Annotated in this window: 23 protein-coding genes; 12 read left to right on the top strand and 11 right to left on the bottom strand. The window is 42.8% G+C overall.

Features of this window, described 5'->3' with window-relative positions; translation table 11 throughout:
* Window positions 1-5 precede the first annotated feature (5 nt).
* The 7 genes from FM107_RS07560 to FM107_RS07530 all read right to left on the bottom strand — a co-directional run bounded on the left by FM107_RS07560 (window position 6) and on the right by FM107_RS07530 (window position 5,404).
* On the bottom strand, window positions 6-206 hold the full coding sequence (locus tag FM107_RS07560) for a CcmD family protein (RefSeq protein WP_086947888.1): 201 nt from the start codon (window positions 204-206) through the stop codon (window positions 6-8).
* A gap of 10 nt (window positions 207-216) precedes the next feature.
* The gene (gene ccsA, locus FM107_RS07555; protein WP_086947887.1) at window positions 217-882 is read right to left on the bottom strand and encodes a cytochrome c biogenesis protein; all 666 of its coding nucleotides are present in this window, start codon (window positions 880-882) and stop codon (window positions 217-219) included.
* Between the two features lie 16 nt (window positions 883-898).
* Complete coding sequence (locus FM107_RS07550; protein WP_086947886.1) at window positions 899-1,558, bottom strand: heme exporter protein CcmB; 660 nt, start codon at window positions 1,556-1,558, stop codon at window positions 899-901.
* A 57-nt stretch (window positions 1,559-1,615) separates the two neighbouring features.
* Complete coding sequence (locus tag FM107_RS07545; RefSeq protein WP_086947885.1) at window positions 1,616-1,990, bottom strand: hypothetical protein; 375 nt, start codon at window positions 1,988-1,990, stop codon at window positions 1,616-1,618.
* A gap of 105 nt (window positions 1,991-2,095) precedes the next feature.
* The gene (locus FM107_RS07540; RefSeq protein ID WP_086947884.1) at window positions 2,096-3,931 is read right to left on the bottom strand and encodes an ABC transporter ATP-binding protein; all 1,836 of its coding nucleotides are present in this window, start codon (window positions 3,929-3,931) and stop codon (window positions 2,096-2,098) included.
* A 50-nt stretch (window positions 3,932-3,981) separates the two neighbouring features.
* Window positions 3,982-4,545: a hypothetical protein gene (locus FM107_RS07535; RefSeq protein WP_086947883.1), complete on the bottom strand. Its 564-nt coding sequence runs from the start codon at window positions 4,543-4,545 to the stop codon at window positions 3,982-3,984.
* 79 nt (window positions 4,546-4,624) lie between these two features.
* On the bottom strand, window positions 4,625-5,404 hold the full coding sequence (locus FM107_RS07530) for an S-adenosyl-l-methionine hydroxide adenosyltransferase family protein (RefSeq protein WP_086947882.1): 780 nt from the start codon (window positions 5,402-5,404) through the stop codon (window positions 4,625-4,627).
* A 278-nt stretch (window positions 5,405-5,682) separates the two neighbouring features.
* On the opposite strand from FM107_RS07530, the gene FM107_RS07525 reads away from it, so the two are divergent.
* From FM107_RS07525 to FM107_RS07475, 11 genes are all read left to right on the top strand, one after another.
* Window positions 5,683-6,648, top strand: coding sequence for a PhoH family protein (locus FM107_RS07525; RefSeq protein WP_086947881.1), 966 nt, complete (start codon window positions 5,683-5,685; stop codon window positions 6,646-6,648).
* A gap of 38 nt (window positions 6,649-6,686) precedes the next feature.
* Window positions 6,687-7,634 (top strand): phosphoribosylaminoimidazolesuccinocarboxamide synthase, encoded by a 948-nt coding sequence (locus FM107_RS07520; RefSeq protein WP_086947880.1) that lies wholly within the window; start codon window positions 6,687-6,689, stop codon window positions 7,632-7,634.
* Between the two features lie 117 nt (window positions 7,635-7,751).
* Window positions 7,752-8,129, top strand: coding sequence for an STAS domain-containing protein (locus FM107_RS07515; RefSeq protein WP_086947879.1), 378 nt, complete (start codon window positions 7,752-7,754; stop codon window positions 8,127-8,129).
* Entirely contained in the window at window positions 8,126-9,040 is a 915-nt protein-coding gene (locus FM107_RS07510; protein ID WP_086947878.1) for a ribonuclease Z, read from the top strand. Before FM107_RS07515 ends, FM107_RS07510 begins: the two co-directional genes overlap by 4 nt.
* A gap of 47 nt (window positions 9,041-9,087) precedes the next feature.
* Window positions 9,088-10,155, top strand: a complete 1,068-nt coding sequence (hisC, locus tag FM107_RS07505; protein WP_086947877.1) for a histidinol-phosphate transaminase — start codon at window positions 9,088-9,090, stop codon at window positions 10,153-10,155.
* A 95-nt stretch (window positions 10,156-10,250) separates the two neighbouring features.
* Window positions 10,251-11,378 (top strand): bifunctional histidinol-phosphatase/imidazoleglycerol-phosphate dehydratase HisB, encoded by a 1,128-nt coding sequence (gene hisB / locus FM107_RS07500; protein WP_373407992.1) that lies wholly within the window; start codon window positions 10,251-10,253, stop codon window positions 11,376-11,378.
* A 31-nt stretch (window positions 11,379-11,409) separates the two neighbouring features.
* A complete protein-coding gene (gene hisH / locus FM107_RS07495; RefSeq protein ID WP_086947875.1) occupies window positions 11,410-12,000 on the top strand; it encodes an imidazole glycerol phosphate synthase subunit HisH in 591 nt (196 codons plus the stop codon).
* 47 nt (window positions 12,001-12,047) lie between these two features.
* Window positions 12,048-12,800, top strand: a complete 753-nt coding sequence (locus FM107_RS07490; protein WP_086947874.1) for a HisA/HisF-related TIM barrel protein — start codon at window positions 12,048-12,050, stop codon at window positions 12,798-12,800.
* Between the two features lie 2 nt (window positions 12,801-12,802).
* On the top strand, window positions 12,803-13,555 hold the full coding sequence (gene hisF / locus FM107_RS07485) for an imidazole glycerol phosphate synthase subunit HisF (RefSeq protein ID WP_086947873.1): 753 nt from the start codon (window positions 12,803-12,805) through the stop codon (window positions 13,553-13,555).
* A gap of 57 nt (window positions 13,556-13,612) precedes the next feature.
* Entirely contained in the window at window positions 13,613-14,206 is a 594-nt protein-coding gene (gene hisIE, locus FM107_RS07480; protein ID WP_086947872.1) for a bifunctional phosphoribosyl-AMP cyclohydrolase/phosphoribosyl-ATP diphosphatase HisIE, read from the top strand.
* A gap of 103 nt (window positions 14,207-14,309) precedes the next feature.
* Entirely contained in the window at window positions 14,310-15,218 is a 909-nt protein-coding gene (locus FM107_RS07475) for a WD40 repeat domain-containing protein (protein ID WP_086947871.1), read from the top strand.
* A 9-nt stretch (window positions 15,219-15,227) separates the two neighbouring features.
* On the opposite strand, the gene FM107_RS07470 is transcribed toward FM107_RS07475, so the two are convergent.
* The 4 genes from FM107_RS07470 to dacB all read right to left on the bottom strand — a co-directional run bounded on the left by FM107_RS07470 (window position 15,228) and on the right by dacB (window position 20,357).
* Window positions 15,228-15,716 carry a GAF domain-containing protein gene (locus FM107_RS07470; protein WP_086947870.1) on the bottom strand — a complete coding sequence of 163 codons (489 nt, stop codon included), beginning with the start codon at window positions 15,714-15,716 and terminating at the stop codon, window positions 15,228-15,230.
* 138 nt (window positions 15,717-15,854) lie between these two features.
* Entirely contained in the window at window positions 15,855-16,439 is a 585-nt protein-coding gene (gene ruvA, locus FM107_RS07465; protein WP_086947869.1) for a Holliday junction branch migration protein RuvA, read from the bottom strand.
* A gap of 63 nt (window positions 16,440-16,502) precedes the next feature.
* Window positions 16,503-18,776: an NADP-dependent malic enzyme gene (locus tag FM107_RS07460; RefSeq protein ID WP_086947868.1), complete on the bottom strand. Its 2,274-nt coding sequence runs from the start codon at window positions 18,774-18,776 to the stop codon at window positions 16,503-16,505.
* Between the two features lie 156 nt (window positions 18,777-18,932).
* The gene (dacB, locus tag FM107_RS07455; protein WP_256959400.1) at window positions 18,933-20,357 is read right to left on the bottom strand and encodes a D-alanyl-D-alanine carboxypeptidase/D-alanyl-D-alanine-endopeptidase; all 1,425 of its coding nucleotides are present in this window, start codon (window positions 20,355-20,357) and stop codon (window positions 18,933-18,935) included.
* Between the two features lie 131 nt (window positions 20,358-20,488).
* Between dacB and FM107_RS07450 the strand changes: the two genes are divergently transcribed.
* On the top strand, window positions 20,489-22,264 hold the full coding sequence (locus tag FM107_RS07450) for an aminopeptidase P family protein (protein ID WP_086947866.1): 1,776 nt from the start codon (window positions 20,489-20,491) through the stop codon (window positions 22,262-22,264).
* Window positions 22,265-22,284: the final 20 nt, after the last annotated feature.

Raw genomic sequence — 22,284 nt, 5'->3', positions numbered from 1 at the left:
TTGGCTTACTTTTCTAGTTTTTTTATACGACGTTCTAGGCTAAATAGGAATACCCCTAATAGTGCAAAAATGGTAAGCAGTACAAGTACTACTACATATATTTTACCTGAACTGCGTAAGCCAGTTGCCATTTCAATATCACCTTGCGCAAAGACAAAAGATGTAGATAATAAAAGGGAAACCAGAGCTGCTGTTATCTTTTTCATATAAACTTTGTTAATCTATTTGATTTCTTTTTAATTCGATGAGTCGCATGCGGTAACGTAGCGAACAGATCCATGTTCCAATAAGTATCCAGCCGATTACTGCCGTGTAAAATATAGGCCGTATTTGGTCGTTCATATCCAAATCGCTGAACGTACCATTTCCTCCACTTCCGGGGTGTAATGAGTCGGTCATTTTGGGAAGGATATAAAGAAGTACGACCATTACCGGGAATGCGAAAATATTGTATATCGCGGAAATTTTTGCTCTTTTCTGTTCTTCTTCCAGGGCGTTGCGCAATACTAGGTATGCTAAATACATTAAAGTGGCAATGGCCGAACCATTAAGTTTTGGGTCGTTAGGCCAAGGTTCCCCCCAGGTGATATTTGCCCATAGCATGCCTGTGCATAAACCCATAGCGCAAAATATGATGCCGGTATTTACGGCTTCAACAGCCATTAAGTCATGTTCAACTTTGCCTGAGTTTAGGTATTTTATACTGTAAATAACTGAAATTAAATACAAGATGATCATGGCAAACCACATAGGAACATGGAAATAGATGTTCCGAATTGTTTCGTGTAATATAGGTAATACGGGTACGGGACCTAGCAGACCAGCGACTATAGATATCGCTACCATGACAAGCCCTAAAATTTTCCACCAAGATTTTTTCATGTCTGAAATTGAAGAATTAATCACGCCAAAGGTACGGAAATAACAATAAAGAAATTGTAACAGTAATTACATTAATTGACAGGAGTACGAAAACCTCACCACTACTAACCGCTCTGTCCAGACCGCTGAGGGCATTTTGAGATAATTTGATTAAAACAATAAGCAGCGGAATGATGACGGGGAAACTGAGAATGGCCATCAGCGTACTATTGTTTCCTGCTTTTGCAGAGATACCCGAAACCATCGTGAATACCGAAGCGAAACTTATACTCCCTAAAAAAACAGCGACAAGATAAAGGAAAGGGTCGCCAACAGGATTGTTGAATGTTACCGAGTATGCGGCGTATGCAATCGTGGATAGCACCACCATGACCAAGCTGTTATATATTATCTTGGAAAGGATAATTGCTCGCGGATTTATAATGGTGTAATAATAAAGCTGTCGGTACGAACTCTCCTGGATAAAACTTCGACTAATCGCATTGATGCTAGCAAAAAGCAGAATGATCCAGAATAGTGCGTTCCAAACAAGTGTATCTACGGACTTAAATGCTTGGTAGCAGACAAATACCGTAGATACAACATATAATAAAATACCGTTGATAGCGTGTTTTGAACGCCACTCGAGTATGATATCTTTATATACTAATGTTTTAACCTGTTGGAGAATGTTCATTTTCAATGCAAAGATACAAATACTTCACCTTGAAAACTTCTTTTCGATCAATTTGAATTAGGATTTCCCGATCTCAGACTTCGCATCGGCAATGGCGTCCTGTGCGTGACTTTCAGCGTTGTTTGCAGCCTCCGATGCTTTACTTGCCCATTGACTAGCTTTCTCGGATGCAACATCCATGGCTTGTTTACCAGCATCTTTCGCTTTGTTTTTAAACGATTTTAATTCTGATTTTGCAGATTTGGCTAATTTTGCGGCTTTTTTCGATTCTTTCTCTGATAAATCTTTAAGCGAATCGGTCAACCCTTTTATTCCTTCATTAGCACGATCTAATTGACGTTTTCCATCCTCTGTTCCTAATAAATAATAAGCTGCAGTTCCTACTGCTAACCCTAATAGTGCAAATGCGACTAATCCGTTCTTATTTTCCATGATTTATAACTTTATTTTGTTCCTAACCTAATATACTAAACTAACAGGAGAATATAGAAAAGGTTTTGTTAAAGTTTGATTTAACAGAATTTTAACGAAGGCTTTTTAGTTTTCTATTTTTTGTGCCGATTGTAGGGAATACAGGTGACGATACAGTCCTGCATGCTTGATTATAAGTTCTTCATGGCTACCCGATTCGGAAACTTTTCCATTCTCTACGACGACAATTTGATCGGCGTCTTTTATGGTGCTCAATCGATGTGCAATGATGATTGATGTACGTTCGCGCATGAGTTCCTCTAAGGCGAGCTGTACGAGTCGTTCCGATTCGGAATCCAGCGAAGAGGTTGCCTCATCAAGTATTAAAATTGATGGATCCTTAAGCAGTGCGCGAGCGATCGCGATACGTTGGCGCTGACCACCAGAGAGTTTGACGCCTCGTTCACCCACCAATGTATCATAGCCCTGTGGAAAACTCATAATAAACGCATGTGCATTGGCGCGCTCGGCAGCATTTACGATGTCTTGCGCATCGGCGTCAAGTCTTCCGTATCCGATGTTTTCACGGATTGTTCCGCCAAAGAGCAAGACGTCTTGGGGAACAATTGCTACCTGATTACGGATGTCCGTCAAGGAAAAACTTTCACTCGGTTTGTTATCGTAACTTATTGTTCCCGAGGTTGGGTTGTAGAATTGTAATATCAATGAAGCTATGGTAGATTTCCCGGTGCCACTCGGGCCAACAATCGCTAGTTTTCGTCCGGCTTCAATTTTAAAGGAAATGTCTTTAAGGATTTGAATGTCCGGGCGTGATGGGTAACTGAAACCTACGTTTTTGAATTCCAGATTTCCGTAAATTGGGATGGTTATTGTCTTATTTTCTTCGGAGACCTGGATGTTTTCAGCCTGTTCATCGAGTATTTCCATGACGCGTTCGCTCGCTCCAAGGGAGCGTTGCACGTTGGCATATAATTCGGGGAAACTCCCCATCGACCCTGCGACGAACATCGAATAAAGGATGTATGTTGTTAAATCTCCAACACTAATTTCACCGGCCGACACGAGTGTTGCACCGTACCAGATGACGACAATCACAGCTCCAAAAATGCAAAAGATAATAAAAGAAGCAAATATTCCGCGGTAGGTGGCGCCTTTGACGGCTAATGCGACCACGGCATCTAGCTTACTCGAGTAGCGCTGGGATTCGTGGTATTCATTAACGAATGCTTTAACATTGCTAATACCCAGTAGCGTTTCTTGAACAATACTGTTGGAATCTGCGAGTTTGTCTTGCGCCTGGCGCGATAAATTACGGATGAAGCGTCCAAATATAATTGCAGTGATGACAATTACTGGAAGTATACAGAGGTTCATTAATGCCAATTTTGGCGATACAAAAATTAGCAGTACAACCCCAAAAGCCAGCGAGATCGTTTGCCGTAATATTTCTGCGAGCGTAGTAGTTAACGTATCTTGAATTTGGGCTAAATCGGAGGACAGTCGGCTGTTTAACTCCCCGACGCGCCGATTGGCGAAAAATTCAAACGGCAATGTTATCAATTTGTGATAAGTGTCTTTTCGGATATTGCTCAGCGCTTTTTCAGCGATTTCTACGAATAGGCGTATGCGGCCAAACGAAACAATAGATTGAAAGAGTAGGATAGTAATTGAAATCCCTCCAATTGAATATAAACTTGCCGGGAGCCACGTGTAAGTCTGGCGGCCTTGCGCAGCGTCAATCATCGCTCCTAATAAAGCCGGGAACGTAAGCATCGTTAAGCTCGAAAGCGTTAAGAATAACATTCCCAAAATAAATTGCCCACGAAATGGCCGTAGGTAGGTGAGTATCCGCGCCGCTTTCTTAAGTAATTCCTTATTTAGCTTAGGTTTGGGTAAGTCGTCCGACTGTGTATTACCACTGTTCAATTGTGCTCTCGCCATCCGTATTGAAAATTTAATGCCAAAAATACGGTATTATTTACCGGTGCATATCACTCTTTCGTCAATTTTTTGTCCTTGTTTTGGTTATAGATTCGATATAAGGTAATTAAGAGTATGATTATAACAGCAATAAGGAAATAATCGAACACATTACTATCGTGGTCTTTCGTGTCGAGCAAACCAATCTCTCCGCGTAGCTTCTCATTTTCGTTTTGAAGTTTGGTAATCGTTTTCATGTACGCCGAGACCTGATTGTCATATTCCGTAGCTAAAGCTGCATAGCGCTCACTTTCGTAATTCTTGAGATCCAGTAGCTTTTTGGTTTCTAGAAAAATTTTATTGTCAGTGATGACGACCTGTTTAAGGATGTCAATTGACTTTTGCATATCACCTTTGGTTTTGAAAATCCCAAAAACGCCTGTTTTTTGCTCTAGACTTGTGTCGAAATCCGCGAACCGTTTGCTTCGATCGTCTAAATACTGATTCACCCGTTCACGCTGCTTCTCATAGGTGAGTGAGTCGTTGTTAACATTTAACTGCGCGCAGACCTGGTCCATCTTGGTTATGCATAATAACATAATCAAGAAAGGCAGAATGTTTTTTGATTTTTGCATACTAAATATTTTGTTTGCCGGGTTTTAAATCCCGAGCAATTAGACGCCTTGAAAAAGAAATGGATTAATGTGTTTGTAATTAGGTGAATTCCACCATGATAATTTCATCTTGTTGCAAACCTAGTAGTCGGCTGGCATGCCCTTTGTTTATAGCGATTTCTAAGAAATTGCTAATACCGAACAGGCATAACTTTTCTCCTTCGGGTACTTCGTTGTAGTGCCAGCTCAAACTGTTTATCGTTTCATTGCGTTTGAAATGTAACTTGAAGCTACGCCCACGCTGCACTTCGTTAAACAAATCTTTGCTGATGTTGCTAATCACGTTGCCAAATGAGTCGATATAGGAGACATGCCCTTTGATGCTGTTCCCATTCACGTAGGGCTGGATCATAACTCTTTTTAAGGAGCGTTCCATCGGCTGCCCGATGGTTTCGAGTTTACCGCCGTTTGCGATATGGCAAGCCGCTTTGGTGAGGATGTCAGCAAGCGGAAAATGCAAATAGCGCAAGTCTTGCATGATGTCAATTTCAAATAACTCTTGTGCATCATTTTCGCCCAAAATTATACTGAAGATACCGTTGTCCGCTCCGACGAAATAGTGGTCTTCGTACTTCATCATGGCATAATGAGCCCCCTCTTGGAAAACCGTGTCGATTCCAATAAGGTGAACTGTTCCTTGCGGGAAGTAGCGAAATGCATTGCGCATAACCACGGCAGCTCTTTGGATATCGAAGGAGGGGATTTCATGGGTAATGTCCACAATACGAACATCAGGCAACTGTGAAATAATGCTGCCTTTTAACGCTGCTTGGTAAAAGTCGCGGTGTCCTAAGTCTGTTGTAAGCGTGATTACTCCCATAGTGTACCTCTGAAGATACTAAAATCTTATAATAATGTGGTGAACTTCTTTTTGTAAAAGCGAACCACAAAAGTAATAAAAGAATATGCAATATTGCCTATGGTATTTGTTAAAATAAGCTTTTTTAGATCTTCCAATGAAGTTGATGATAATTGTTTGTATTTTTGAATTGATAAATTGCTTGCAGACAAAAGTTTGTAAAGAGTTCTTTTAGTTTCCGATAAATAACAGCGAAAAAACACTTATATTTAATACCAAAGAACAAAACCCAAAATAATTTGAATGAAGCTATAATTAATCTAGAAGACGTAAACTTAATTACGTTATGGGGCGCTCAGAATGAGCATTTCGAACTGATAAAAAAGGGCTTTCCAAAACTCCGCTTAGTAGCGCGAGGTACCGAACTTAAAGTGCTCGGTGAGGAGATCGAACAGGAGCGATTTAAGCAGGTTTTTGAACGAATATTGGATCATATTCAGCAATTTCAATCGCTCAATGAAAATGCATTGGAAGATTTGGTGGGGAAAGCGCCTAGTAATGACTCAGCGAAGGACGAAAAGAAATTAGGGGAACCAACTGCCTTCAAGGGAGAGCCAATCGTTTATGGGCCAAATGGTATAATCGTTCGTGCGCGAACGCCCAATCAACGGCGGATGGTGGATAGTATCGTAAAAAACGATATATTGTTTGCTATAGGCCCTGCGGGTACGGGTAAGACCTACACCGCTGTTGCGCTTGCCGTGCGCGCACTTCGTAATAAGGAAATTAAACGTATCATCTTAACCCGGCCAGCTGTGGAAGCTGGGGAGAACTTAGGATTCTTGCCGGGTGATTTGAAAGAAAAAGTTGACCCTTATTTACGCCCCTTGTACGATGCCCTGGATGATATGATTCCAGCAGAGAAGCTTAAAGACCTACTCGAGCGGCGGGTGATCGAGATTGCGCCGCTGGCGTTCATGCGAGGACGTACTTTAGATAATTGTTTTGTAATTTTGGATGAAGCGCAAAATGCGACCGATATGCAACTTAAAATGTTCCTCACCAGGATGGGCCCTACCGCTAAATTTATCGTAACGGGTGACCTCACGCAGATTGATCTACCGAAGAGGATTCAATCCGGACTCGCTACGGCTGTGAAATTGCTTGATAGCATTGAAGGCATCGAGGTCATACAGTTGAGCGGAGCAGACGTTGTACGCCATAAACTGGTTCGGCGTATATTAGAAGCATACGGAGATATTTAAAAAATTAAAACGAAGGACGTGCTTGCCACGGTACCATTATGAATGCAATAAAAGAAACAAATTTTAATTTTCAAGGGCAGCGGTCCTTTTACAAGGGTAAAGTACGTGACGTATACGATATCGCAGGTGGATATTTAGTAATGATAGCCTCCGACAGGATTTCAGCATTTGATGTAGTTCTGCCGGAAGCGATTCCCTACAAAGGGCAGGTGCTAAATCAAATCGCTGAGAAATTTCTTGCTGCAACCACCGATATTCTTCCCAATTGGGTTGTCTCTGTTCCCGATCCAAGCGCAACCATCGGTTACCGCTGTGAGCCGTTTAAGGTCGAAATGGTCATCCGGGGGTATTTAGCTGGGCATGCCTGGCGAACCTATAAAGCCGGTGGTAGAACCCTTTGTGGTGTGGTCTTGCCTGATGGATTGAAAGAGAATGACAGGTTACCCGAGCCTATTATCACACCGACAACCAAAGCGTCCGTGGGGCATGATGAAGATATTTCCCGTGAGGAAATTATTAAACAAGGGATCGTAAGCGAAGTGGATTACGAACAACTCGAGGACTATACGCGCGCATTGTACCAACGTGGGGTCGAAATAGCGAATGAACGCGGACTAATCCTTGTAGATACAAAGTATGAGTTTGGAAAGCGCGACGATATTATCTACTTAATGGATGAGATTCATACCCCAGATTCCTCGCGTTATTTTTATGCACAAGGGTATAGCGAGCGCCAAGAGAAAAATGAGCCTCAGCGCCAACTCTCGAAAGAATTTGTGCGACAATGGTTGATTGAAAATGGGTTTCAAGGTCGACAGGGGCAACAAGTGCCCAAGATGACAGGGGAAATCGTCTCGTCCATATCTGAGCGTTATATTGAACTTTTTGAACACATAACCGGTGAAAAGTTTCAGTATCCATCGGCCGGTGATGTACGTGTTCGATTAGAAACAAATATTACAAAAGCGCTTGAAAAACTAGGCTAAGCATAACAATTCCTTTTGGTTTTAGTCGGCAAGTCAAAAGGAATTGCTATTTTAGAAGTCATGATTATGGGTATTCCCCGCACATTATGAATTAAATAATGTTAATTTTTGTCACTTATGAAGTTTACGGTAGAAAAACACGAACGATATGTAATCATTGAGCCACTAACAGAAGTATTGGATGGCAAGGGAGCGAGTAAACTGAAGGGAGAGTTCATGTTGCGCAATACTGGCGGGCAGCGTAATATCGTACTAAACCTTGGTCAAGTCAATCGTGCTGATGAAGATGTACTCCGTATGGGATTACTGGCGCGTAGGCTATGCAAAGCTTCAGGAGGTTTGTTTATTCTCACTGGATTAAACCAAGAATTGATCGATATGTTGAAATTGGCACGTATGACCGACTATTTCAAAATCACACGCTCGGTTAGCGAAGCGGAGGATATGATTTTTGGTAATGAAATTCGATTAGATTTGAAAGAAGAACAGGCATGAGTCGGTTCGAAGTCCTTATTTTAGGGAATAGTTCAGCTACCCCTATGTATGGCCGTCATCCTACCTCCCAAGTTGTTAACTTCAACGAGCAGTTGTTTTTGATAGACTGCGGCGAAGGAACCCAAATGCAGCTCTTTCGCTATGGGATCCGGAGTAACCGGATCAACCATATTTTTATAAGTCATCTGCATGGTGACCATTATTTGGGGTTGGTCGGACTGTTGTCCTCGCAGCACTTGATGGGGCGAAAGTCAGATTTGCACCTTTATGGACCCGCTGCGCTCAAAGAGATTCTTGATCTACAGTTCAAGTATTCTGATACACATTTACGTTACGACCTAATTTTTCACCCTACCAATCCGAAAAATGCCGAAGTTATTTTGGAACTACCGAAATTGACGGTAAGCAGTTTTCCCCTCCAACATCGCGTGGATTGCACCGGCTTTCGCTTTGATGAAGGTAAGCGCGCGGCACCACTGAACATGGAAAAGGTGGAGGAATTAAATATCCCAACTCCGTATTTGAAGATGCTTAAGAAGGGAATTGATTACGTGTCCGAGGATGGTACAGTGCACCGTGCCCAAGAACTTACGTTTGCCGCGCCTGATCCGCGTAGCTATGCATTTTGCTCGGATACAAAAATGTGGGATGGTTACCATGACGCTATCCGAAATGTTAGCTTATTGTATCATGAGGCCACATTTCTTGAGATTCTTGCGGACCGTGCGACAGAAACGTTCCATTCTACCGCCCTGCAGGCAGCTACAGTCGCCCAATCGGTACATGCAGGGCAGTTGCTTCTGGGGCATTACTCGGCTCGCTATAAAGATTTACAACCGTTTTTGCTGGAGGCTAAACCTGTGTTTGCTAATACCCTCCTTTCTGAACAAGGTAAGTGGTTTTTAGTATAGGGATTTTGTAGATTTTTCCCCATATTTACAAATTCAAAAAAAATGATATGACAAAGCCTTTTAGCCTAACCACTTTGCTGAGGGATAATATTAAGAGATTGGTACCTTATTCGTCCGCTAGAGATGAGTTCAACGGCGAGGCGTCCGTGCTATTGGATGCAAATGAGAACGCGTTTGGCTCACCCTATAGCAGAAATTATAATCGGTATCCAGACCCGAAGCAGCATAGAGTAAAGAATCGACTTCATCAAATTAAAGGTGTGCCCGCAGAAAATATTTTTCTAGGAAATGGCAGTGATGAGGCTATCGATATTTTGTATAGAGCATTCTGCGAACCGGGAGTGGATAATGTTATTTTAGTGCCGCCGACCTACGGAATGTACGAAGTGTCGGCAAATATTAATAACGTACAGTGTAAAAAGGTGCCCTTAACGCCCGACTATCAGTTGAATCTGGATGGCATTGCTGAGGCGATCGACGCACGCACTAAAATGATTTTTATTTGCTCGCCAAATAACCCCACCGGAAACAGCATAAACCGTCAAGATATTGAGACTATTTTAGTGAATTTTGACGGGATCGTTGTGATTGACGAAGCTTATATAAACTATGCTAAACAACTCTCTTTTACCAAGGATTTAGCGGAATTCTCGAACCTTGTGGTTTTACAGACCTTGTCAAAAGCATGGGGACTAGCCGGATTGCGTTTAGGGATAGCGTTTGCAAGCACCGATATCATTGCTGTGTTTAATAAAATAAAACCACCTTATAATATCAATCAAGCGACCCAAGATATCGTTCTGGAAGCACTCGAGCGAGTAGACGTGGTAAATGAGTGGATTAAGGAAACGGTCTTCGAGCGTGAGAAACTGATCTCGGCGTTAATCGACATCCAGCAGGTACACCACGTTACGCCTTCTGAGGCTAACTTTGTGCTCGTCAAATTAAATGCACCGAGTGAACTGTATGCTTATTTGGTGGACCGTGGCATTATTGTTCGTGACCGATCTAAAGTGGAACTTTGCGCAGGTTGTTTACGTTTAACAGTGGGTATGCCCGATGAAAATAAAATAATATTAAATGCTATCCATAGCTTCTACAAGGAGAGCAATTAGTGAGATTCAAACGTGTACATCAGCCCAAGTTGGCCGTCGTATGCGGTATATTTTAGAAGAATATTAGATTGACTATAGATATTATGTCTGATTTAGTGAAAAGAATTTTGTTCATCGATCGTGATGGAACGTTGATTTTAGAACCAGAAGATGAGCAAATAGATTCGTTTGCGAAGCTTAAATTTTACCCTGGAGCGTTACAGTATTTACCACGGATAGCTAGGGAACTAGATTTTGAGCTTATTTTGGTTTCCAACCAAGATGGATTAGGCACGGATTCACACCCCGAGGTAAACTTTTGGCCGGTGCATCAATTTATCGTTGATACGTTTGCTGCCGAGGGCGTTAAATTCGCTAAGGTGCATATTGATAAAACGTTTCCCCATGAGAATGCTTCTACGCGTAAACCCGGAATCGGTATGCTGGGGGAGTATTTTAATACCGATCGATACAATTTGACCGAATCATTCGTTATCGGTGATCGTGTAAATGATGTTAAACTCGCAGAAAATTTGGGTGCCAAAGCAATATGGATTCGGGAAAATGAAACCCTTGGGCAAGCCGAAAACCTGCAAATTCAGGCTGCATCGGTCGCTTTAGAAACGACAGACTGGAAATCCATATACGAATTCCTGAAGCTGTCCACACGTAGCGGTGAGCACCACCGAAAGACCAATGAGACAGATATCTATATCCAATTGAATCTCGACGGTTCCGGTAAAGCAGATATTGACACGGGTTTACCATTTTTTGATCATATGCTTGATCAAATTGCACGTCATGGAGCTATAGATCTTGTGGTGAAAGCCCGAGGAGATTTACATATTGATGAACACCACACGATCGAAGATACCGGCATCGCCCTAGGAGAGATCTTCCTTAAAGTATTGGGAGATAAGCGTGGAATTGAACGTTATGCCTTTACGCTGCCGATGGATGATTGTCTAGCGCAAGTAGCTATCGACTTTGGCGGGCGTAACTGGATTGTCTGGGATGCCGAATTTAATCGCGAGAAAATTGGCGATATGCCGACAGAAATGTTTTTTCATTTTTTTAAATCATTTTCGGATGCGTCTAAATCAAACCTAAATATTAAAGCTGAGGGTGAGAACGAACATCACAAAATAGAAGCGATTTTTAAAGGTTTCGCCAAAGCGATAAAAATGGCCGTACGCCGAGATGTGGAGAATATGCAACTTCCTAGTACAAAGGGAGTCTTATAGGAATAAAAAGAGATTTGAATCTCGAATAATTATGATTGGAATAGTTAACTACGGGGCGGGGAATATTTTTTCTTTAACCGCGGCATTAGACCGTTTGAATATTGGTTACGGTATGATCAATGATCAAAATGCCTTTGATCTTTATGATCATATTATAATCCCTGGTGTTGGTCATGCAGGTTCGGCCATGAATAAGCTTCATGAATCGGGGTTAGCCGCCCGGATAGATCAGCTGGAGCAACCTGTTTTAGGTATATGTGTAGGAATGCAATTACTGACCGCGTTTTCCGAGGAGGGTAATTCGGATTTGCTCAACATTATGCCGATTCGGACGTTACATTTTGATAAACAATTAGCGGGGAAAGTGCCGCATATGGGCTGGAATAGTATATCTCCGAAAAAGGACAGCGCTATTTTTCAAGATATAGCAGATAAAAGCTACTTTTATTTTGTACACTCTTATTATATTGAGGAACACCCGCGGTATACGGCAGCGATATGTCACTATGGGATTGACTTTTCAGCGGCTATTGAGCACAATAATTTTATTGGTGTACAGTTCCATCCGGAAAAGTCTGGCGTTGCCGGGGAACAATTACTGAAGAATTTCTCCCGGTTATAGGAGAAAATTGAATTTATTATAATTATTGCATTTACTAATTTATAGATATGTATATCATTCCTGCTATTGATGTCTTGGACAAGAAAGTCGTCCGTTTACGTGAAGGTAACTACAGCGATGTTACCACGTATGAAATTTCCTTGGAAGAACAGATTAAGAAATATCACGCTAACGGAACGGAGATCGTTCATATCATTGACCTGAATGGTGCAAAAGGTGATTTTAGTAATCAGGATTACCTGTTCGAAATTATCCGTAAAACGGAGATGAAAGTACAATACGGTGGGGGGGTGCGTAGTATTGAAAAGGTCAAGGAGCTTGTTGATGCTGGCATTTATCGCGTTATTGTAGGTACACAAGCCATTACCAACCCATCCTTTTTAGAGGATTTAAGTAAGCTTAACGAAGGTCGTGTAAAGTATGCAGATCATATCGTGATAGCGATCGACGTCCTTGATGAAGTGATCAAGTATTCGGGCTGGCTGGAAAGCTCTCCGATTAAGCTCATTGTATACATCGATAAATGTCTGGCGCTGGGGTTCTTTCGCTTCCTTTGTACTGATATTAGTAAGGACGGTAAGCTTGGAGGTGCGGGCATTGAACTTTATGAGAAGCTGCTTGATCATTCCCCAATTATCAAATTGATCGGTTCGGGTGGTATTAGTTCGATGGAAGATATTAAATCGCTTGAATCCTTAGGTCGCATGGAATCTTGTGTTGTCGGAAAAGCAATTTATGAGAATAAAATAACGATCGAGGAGATCAAGGATTGGAATTTAAAATCGCTAATTAAATTTTAATTATGTTAGCCAAACGTATCATTCCATGTTTGGATGTGAAGGACGGCCGTACAGTAAAGGGCGTGAATTTTGTTGATTTACGTGACGCTGGTGATCCGGTGGAGCTTGCCTGGCAGTACTCGCAACAAGGCGCGGATGAATTGGTGTTTTTGGATATCACCGCAACACACGAGAAACGTAAAACAACGATTGATCTAGTCAGCGCGGTTGCCCGTCAAATAAATATTCCTTTTACCATCGGAGGTGGAATTAACGAACTTGCCGATGCGGAGATACTTTTAAACGCGGGGGCCGATAAAATATCAATTAATTCCGCTGCGGTTCGAAATCCAAAATTAATCGACGACCTAGCAAAGTCTTTCGGACGTCAATTTGTCGTTGTCGCTGTCGACACGCGCGTGGTTAACGAAAAGAACTATGTACATTTGCGCGGTGGTCGCGATAAGACGGATATCGATACCCAAGACTGGATACAAGAGGCGGAAAGCCGTGGTGCTGGGGAAATTTTGCTTACTTCGATGGACCACGATGGAACAAAGGGAGGTTTTGATAATTCCTTTTTAAAGCGTATCAATAGCTCCATACATATACCGTTGATCGCTTCGGGCGGGGCAGGGAATGTACAACACTTTTTGGATGTCTTTGAACAGACAAATGTGGATGCTGCACTAGCGGCGTCTGTTTTTCACTATGGAGAGATTCTAATACCCGAACTAAAAGGTGCCCTGCGTAAAGCAGGTACGGTTGTTCGGTAAATGCATACACAGTAGAATAGGCTGTGGCATGCTTTATTTTTTAATTACATAATTACTATGGTAGATTTTGCAAAGGGAGACGGTTTAGTTCCCGTTATCGTTCAGGATAGTCAAACACTCGAGGTATTGATGCTCGGCTACATGAACGAGCAGGCATGGGAAAAGACGCAAAGCCAAGGCCAAGTGACGTTCTACTCACGAAGTAAAAAGCGCTTATGGATAAAGGGCGAAGAAAGCGGAAACTTTCTGAACGTGGTATCCACGCATATCGATTGTGATAACGATACGATTTTGATCAAAGCCAAACCAGTCGGAGCAACGTGCCATACAGGTGCCCGCAGCTGTTTTGATACGTCGTATAATCAAAATTTCTTATTCGAATTGGAACGTGTCGTTAATAAGCGGTTTGATACTCCCGAGGCGGGTTCGTATGTGAATCGCCTTCGCGAAAAAGGGCTAAATAAAATTGCTCAAAAAGTTGGGGAAGAGGGTGTGGAGACCGTTATTGCTGCTTTGGCCGAGACTGAAGAAGATTTTATTAACGAATCATCTGATTTACTTTTTCACTTAATCGTGTTAATACGTGAAAAAGGGCTCGATTTGAATACAATTGCTAAAAATTTGGAGTCCAGACACCAAAATCGACCGTAGACTTTAATTTACTACATTTAATTGAACCTATTCAATCCGCCTGCTATCGTATGTGTATGTACGATAGCTTTGCTCTGGCCATTGATTTTTTATACGTTATCTTATGATTGATCTTACTTTATCCCAAAACTTACAAGGGCATCAGAACCCGATTTTCGCGTTATCTGCCGGTTTGGATTCTTCTACTTTTTATTCGGCAGGCAACGATAAGGGAGTAGTGGAATGGGATCTTTCAGAAGGGAAGTTCCGTCGTATTCTATGTGCGGTTCCGGCCTCGGTATATGCGCTACATTTACTTCAAGAACAACAAATCTTAGTACTAGGACTGCGTTCGGGGGAAGTCTGGGTTGTCGATATTAACGAGCAGCGGCTGGTGGCAAAACTTCTGACAGGTAAGGGAGCTATTTTTTCGGTGCAGTCGATACATGAAAAAAATGAACTCGTTGCTATCGGTGAGGAAGGGGTGGCATACGTTTGGTCACTCGATAAATTTGAACTGTTGTATAATTTTCGTGTAGCGGAGACGGCAGTTCGCTGTATGGCACTTTACAGCGGCGGGAACCACATTGTGTTTGGTGACAAGAACGGGGTTATTCATTTATATGATGTATCCGACTTTAAGGAAGTCACTAAGTCTAAGGTGCATTCAATGCCCGTTACCACACTTGTTGTTGATGATATTTACTTGTACTCTGGTGGTCGCGATGCGAAACTACATCAGTTGAATTTATTCGATTTAACGAGTAAAGAAACGATTTCCGCTCATATGTTCACCGTCTATGCGGCAATTCCTCACCGAAATTTACCGATACTTGCGACCATCAGTCGTGATAAATCTATCAAATTATGGGACACGCCGAGCCTCGCGTTACGTAAGAATATTAGCCGTGAACGTGGAAGCGAAGACGGACACCGTTTATCAATTAATACGGCAATATGGATCGGAGATCGGTTGGTGACCGCTGGCGACGATAAAATAATTAAGGTTTGGGACTTATCGGGTAACCTTTAGCCCACCAAATCAATGCGATAATTTTGAGAAATCCACTTTTTGGAGAATAACTTCTAGATACGCTGCGTCTATTTGATCGAAATGTGATAAGTTTTCACTATCCACGTCGAGTACCGCCACACACTTATCGTCGAGGATTATGGGGATGACAATTTCGGATTTAGACAGCGAGCTACAGGCGATGTGTCCGGGAAAGTTATCGACATCATCAACGATAAGAGTCTTTTTCTCTTTCCACGCCGTGCCGCACACCCCGCGGCCATATGCGATTCTTGTGCAGGCTACAGGTCCCTGGAATGGTCCTAGGACTAGTTGATCATGTTTTACAAGATAAAATCCTACCCACCAAAAATTAAATTGTTCTTTGAGTGCTGCAGCTATATTCGCCAAGTTAGCGATCGTGTCGCTTTCACCCTCCACCAAAGCCGCGATTTGTTTGGTAAGTAGGTTGTACTGCTGCTCCTTAGTGCCTGTTGCAATGCTTAAATCCTCTGCCATTATTTTTGTCGTTATTGATGACAAAGATAAGAAAGCATGTTCGGGATTCCATGGGTAAAAGAACGGATAACGGGTAATGTGGCAATTTAACAAAACACCGCATCGTTGGTTTCGCGTTTTCGCGCAGGGAGACGGTTATTAAAGCCGCTTTAAGGCCATTTTGATTAACTCCTCGACCGTTTGATCCGGGTTAGCCAGTACGAGTGTTCCGAGCACTTTATCAACCTGCTGTTTGGTGAAGCCTAACATAAGGAGCGCTGAGAGCGCCTCTCCGGAAGTAGATTGTTTGGTATTAGTAACTGGAATAAGGGCATCCGGTCCTTGTTTCTTTAATTTATCTTGCAGTTCCAATATCACTCGTTGCGCGGATTTTGGACCGATACCTTTGATTTTTTGAATAACCTGAACTTGCCCATTAATAATAGCGGATTGTATTTCCTCTGGAGTTATAGAAGATAGCATCATGCGGCCGGTATTGGGACCGATGCCGGATACGGAGATTAAGTGATTAAACAACTGACGTTCTGCTTCTGTAGCAAAGCCATACAGTGTTTGGGAATCTTCACGTACCTGAAAAGAGACATATAATTTGCAGTGCTCTTGATCTTTGATAGATGAAAAGGTGGTGAGTGATATGTGAATATGGTACCCAATTCCGCCTGTTTCGAGGATAACATGTGTTGGCGCTTTAAACGCTAATTTTCCACTAAAATAATCGTACATTCAAATTTGGGTTTAAGAAAAAATAGCGACACCAACGGTGGAGTCGCTATTTTTGGTAACGTTTTATTTGCTTTTTTCGTACTCTTGAACGTCGACAACGGCAATAGTCACCATGTTTACGATCTCACGAACTGAACTGTCTAATTGTAAGACATGAACCGGCTTATTCATTCCAAGTAGAATTGGTCCAACGGCCTCCGCATGGCCTACTTCTTGTAATAGCTTGTACGCTATGTTGCCTGATTCCAAGTTTGGGAAAACAAGGGTGTTTGCTGCTTGGTCTCCTAAAGCACTGAAAGGAAAATTCGCTTTCAATAGTTCGCTGTTTAAGGCGAAATTCGCTTGAATATCGCCGTCGACAATCATCTCTGGAGCCCTTTCATGCAAGATTTTTGCGGCTTCACGCATTTTGTTAGCGATGACTCCATCGTTCGATCCAAAATTTGAGTAAGATAGAAGTGCTATGCGCGGTTTTATGTTCAATCGTTTTATAGCACTCTCAAGTAGTACAGTGATCTCCGCTAGCTCTTCTGCCGAAGGATTTTCATTTATTGTCGTGTCGCCGAAGAAAATGGGGCCATTGCTTGTCAGCATCATGTACATACCCGCAACGCGACTATTTGGTTTGACACCGATTACTTGTAGCGCCGGTTTTATCGTGGCAGCATAGTTTCTAGTGAGACCGGAAATTAACGTATCAGCCTCGCCGAACTCTACCATACTCGCGGCAAAGTAATTCCGATTGATCATTAGTTTACGCGCATCGTGTTCCGAGACACCGCGACGTTGTCTTTTCATATAAAGATGATCGACAAACTTGTTGAATCTTTCGGAGCCTTGTTCTTCGATCGGGTCGAGGATTTGCGTGTCTTTTAAATCGAATTCATATTCTTGAATAAGACTTTCAATCTTTTCGCGGTTACCCAGTAGGATGGGGTAAGCAATCTTTTCCTCTAAGACGATTTGTGCTGCGCGAAGTGTTTTGTAATTATCGGCCTCGGCAAAAATAACACGTTTAGGATTCGTTTTTGCTTTGGTGGTTAATTTACGGATGATTCCATCATCTTTACCTAAACGTTTACGTAATTCCTGTTTGTAGTTCTCCCAATCGGTGATCACAGTCCGTGCGACGCCCGACGAGATAGCTGCTTTAGCTACTGCGACAGAGATTTCTGTAATCAAACGCGGATCTGTCGGTTTTGGAATGATATAGTGCGGCCCAAATTTAAGGTTGTTTGTATCGTATGCTTGATTGACCTCTTCAGGTACCGGTTCCTTGGCGAGCGCAGCAAGTGCATGTACTGCTGCGATCTTCATATCTTCGTTGATACGTGTTGCACGTACATCTAGCGCGCCACGGAAAATATAAGGAAAACCTAATACGTTATTTACTTGATTCGGATAATCTGAGCGACCTGTTCCCATAATAACGTCCGAACGGGTTTCAGTGGCTAATTCGTAGGTGATCTCTGGGTTCGGGTTAGCCATTGCTAACACGATCGGATGATCATTCATTGATAACAGCATTTCTGCGGATAAAACATCCGCAGCGGATAAGCCAATAAATACGTCAGCGCCATTTATTGCCTCTGTAAGGCTGGTGATGTCGCGATCTGTCGCAAATTCCGCCTTCGTTTTATCGAGCGACTCGCGGTCTTTACGAATAACACCTTTGCTGTCGAGCATAACGATGTTTTCTAACTTCGCGCCTACAGCAACATACATACGCGTACAGGAGATGGCTGCTGCTCCAGCACCGTTGACAACAATTTTTGCGCTCGTAATATCTTTACCTACAAGTTCACATGCATTAATCAACGCCGCGCCAGAGATGATAGCCGTACCGTGTTGATCGTCATGCATCACCGGAATGTTTAATTCGTCTTTTAGGCGACGTTCAATTTCGAAACATTCAGGAGCTTTAATATCTTCTAAGTTTATACCACCGAAGGTCGGTTCGAGCGCTTTAACGATGTTTACAAACTCGTCGACATTTTTTGTATCAAGTTCTAAATCGAATACATCGATGTCTGAAAAAATCTTGAACAAAAGTCCTTTACCCTCCATAACAGGCTTGCCCGCTTGCGCGCCAATATCGCCTAAGCCCAGAACTGCTGTTCCATTACTGATTACAGCAACTAGGTTACCTTTTGAGGTGTATTTGTAAGCGTCTTCACTATTTTCTGCAATGGCTAAACACGGCTCTGCTACGCCGGGGGAATAGGCTAGTGCAAGGTCGCGTTGCGTACTGTGTGGTTTCGTAGGAACTACTGCTATTTTGCCGGGCCTACCTTTTGAATGGTAGTCGAGGGCATCTTTTTTCTTATTGCTGCTCATTTTTCTCTTAAAGTTACAAATGTAAAGCTAAAAAGGATAAACCTATGGTTTGTCGTTTGTTGGTCAAGCTTTCAGTATTGTTTTTACCAGTTATAAATATAATATACTTTAGGGTGCAAATCTAAAGTTTCAATCCAATATTAACTAATTTTTAACCTATTTAAGTGTGTCTAGTACTTTATACATTTGGCGTCGCATGGCCGCCGCGCCTCCGCTATAATTATTCACTAATAATGTAAATACGAATGTATTACCTGATTTGTCTTTTTGATACCCAGTGTATCCCAGAACGCCACCAATTGTTCCACTTTTCATCGTCATGCCGTTAATCGTTGGCAGACTCTCGTTAAATTCGGTGAACCAAGGGCGGCTTTGCGCGTAATGCATAATTTTAGACATAGCCATGGTAGTGACCCGCGCTTGCGGTGATAAACCAGACCCATCGATCGCGCGGAGTTCGCCGGTGGGTATGTCTAGTTTCTGCTCCCAATATTTGGCCATAAGTTTCGATGCTTCATCACTGTTGATTCGGTTACCACTTATGAAGCCAATTGATTTTAGTAGCGCCTCTCCATAAAGGTTGATGCTTTTTTTATTAAACCAATGTACAATTTGGAAGAGTTTTGGTGATTCGTGCGTATTCAATGCTATTAAATTCTTGGGTACGGAAATACCCTGATCGGCTAATATTTTACCTGTAGTAGCCATACTATCAACGCGTACCCCCTGGCCATTTAAGCTGGCCCGTAAATGGTGCGCAAGGGTAAGTGCTGGATTAGGATCAGATATTTCGATAACCTTTTTTAGATCTTTTCCGTATGTTCCACGTAAATATATCAACTGGGAGTAGGGGGCTGAATATGCATAAACGTTATCCCCTGAGCCATTTTGTGCTGTGGAGACGTTGTTGACGATCGTACGTTCTGGCAAGCTATCGGTTAGCGCTAACAGCTGTGCAGGGGATCCGACCGAGCCGGGTCTGAATGTCAAACCTATTTTGTTTTCACCCCAGTTTACACCGGAGATCCCCGCGCCATAATAATTACCGATATCAGTCCAAGTCCATCCGCCAGGCACATCGTTGCCATTTAGAAATAAGTCGTCGATGATGATCCGGCCGGTGATTTGCTTAATCCCCGCATCTTTTATTTTTGATGTCCATTTGTTTAGTATCGAGTTTTTCATGGTTGCTTGGTAGCGGTCGCTCCCAAGGGTAGGGTCCCCCGTTCCTGTCACGACAATATCGCCGGTAAGAACACCCGCCGTGTCTAATTGACCGGCATAACTAAGGGTTGTTTTAAAGGTGAAGTCTGCCCCCAGTATGTCGAGCGCCGTGATAGAGGTGATTACTTTCTGCGTTGAGGCCGTTGGCAGTCCAATCGAAGCGTTGCTGCTATAGATTGTTTCGCCGGTTTTTCCGTTCAACACAGTAAGTGAACTAATGCCATTTTTTAATTTTTCATTTTTGGAAAACGATTCATAGGCGTTGGATATTTTTTTATCCGATGTCTGTGCTTGCATGCAATTGGCGGCAAACAACAAAGTTACCAGCGATAATATATGAGTTCTTTGTTTAAGCATAGTGCGTCTTTTTAGCAAATATTGACCCAAATATACAAACCTAGAACGCAAAAAGTAGGGATATTGCATTCTACAGACGCCTTACTCGTACATATTTTTTAACTTGCGAGCAGAATAAAAGTACAGTTAAGATGACATATAAAGAACGATTACAGGCTATTCGCCAACAAATGAAGGCTGCTGGAATTGATGCTTACATTATCCCTTCCTCAGACCCTCATATCAGTGAATATTTACCCGATAGGTATAAATGTATTGCGTGGAGCTGCGGCTTCACCGGGTCGGCAGGAACGCTGGCGATTACGCAGGAATTCGCCGGACTGTGGACCGACTCACGGTATTTTGTTCAAGCTGCCGATCAGCTTAGGGATACCGGCTTTGAACTCGTTAAGCTCAAAGCGCAGACTGCAGCGGAGTATGCGGACTGGTTGGCAAAACAATTGCCAGCAGGAAGTATTGTGGCTTTTGACGGTAAGCTTGCATCCATGGCGCTTGCCAAGTCAGTACAGCAGGCCCTATTGCCTGCCGGGATATCAGTCAACGGGCACGTGGATATACTAGAAAATATCTGGATTGATCGTCCCGCACTCCCTACCGCGGAGGCCTATTTGATCGAAGAGAGAACTACAGGCGAATCGGTAGAAAGTAAAATAGGGCGTGTAAGGGAGCAACTGGCCGTAAATCAGGTAGATGCACATTTAGTCTCCTCATTAGATGATTTGGCATGGATTTTAAATATCAGAGGAAATGATGTGAAATGTAATCCCGTTGTTCTTGGTTTCTTGTTGATCGAGAAGGAGCGTTGTACGTTGTACATCGATCACGCGAAATTGCATCAGCGGGATCAAAACACGCTGCAAGCTGCGGGCGTTTCCTTGAGCTCTTATGATGAGGCCTTTGAGGCGCTACGTTCGATAGATGCCAAGCGTATCTGGATCGACCCTAAGCGCACGTGTTTCACGGTGTTCGATTCGATTGGTGATGCGACTGAAATTTTAGAATTAATCAATCCGTCGACGCGATTAAAATCCGTAAAGAATACCACGGAAATTAGTCATACGCGAGGTGCGATGATTAAAGATGGTATCGCTTTAACGAAGTTTTTTAAATGGGTCGAAGAGCATGTGGAAAGCGGGAAGTTAACAGAGATTTCCATTGCCGATAAGTTACAGGATTTGCGTGCGCAAAGTGCTGGCTTTGTCGATATTTCTTTTGATACGATTGCTGGTTACCTTGCGCATGGTGCATTACCGCATTATAAGGCAACAGCGCAGAGCGACGCTACATTGAAAGCCACCGGTCTGCTACTTGTAGACTCTGGCGGGCAGTATCACGATGGCACCACAGACATAACGCGTGTGGTCTCCCTGGGTGAAATTACTGCAGCGGAAAAAGTTGATTATACCTTGGTGTTAAAAGGAATGATTGATGGATCGACCTGCGTTTTCCCAATTGGGACCAGAGGCTACCAAATTGATGCGATCACGCGCCGCCCTTTATGGGAGCAAATGCGTAACTATGGGCATGGTACCGGACATGGTGTAGGATTTTTCCTCAATGTCCATGAAGGGCCGCAGGTGCTTAACCCATCGAATATAGATATCCCGGTAGAACCTGGCATGATTACTTCAATTGAACCTGGTTTATATCGAGAAGGTGAATATGGGATACGTATTGAAAATTTAGTGCTTAGTAAAATGGCCGGTGAGAATCAATTTGGAGAGTTCCTTGATTTTGAAACTTTGACATTATGTTACATAGCTACGGACCTCGTTGACAAATCGATGCTTGAGGATAAGCATATCATATGGTTGAACGGTTACAATGCGTGGGTGCTTGAGAAATTAGGTCCTTTTTTAGACCAAAGGGATCGAGACTGGTTGGCGGAGAAGACTGCCGCTATTTAGGCAAGAAGTTATCGCGGGAC

It is taken from the genome of Sphingobacterium sp. JB170, assembly GCF_900163865.1.
GTDB lineage: Bacteria > Bacteroidota > Bacteroidia > Sphingobacteriales > Sphingobacteriaceae > Sphingobacterium.
This window is presented reverse-complemented; position numbering and strand designations above follow the sequence as displayed.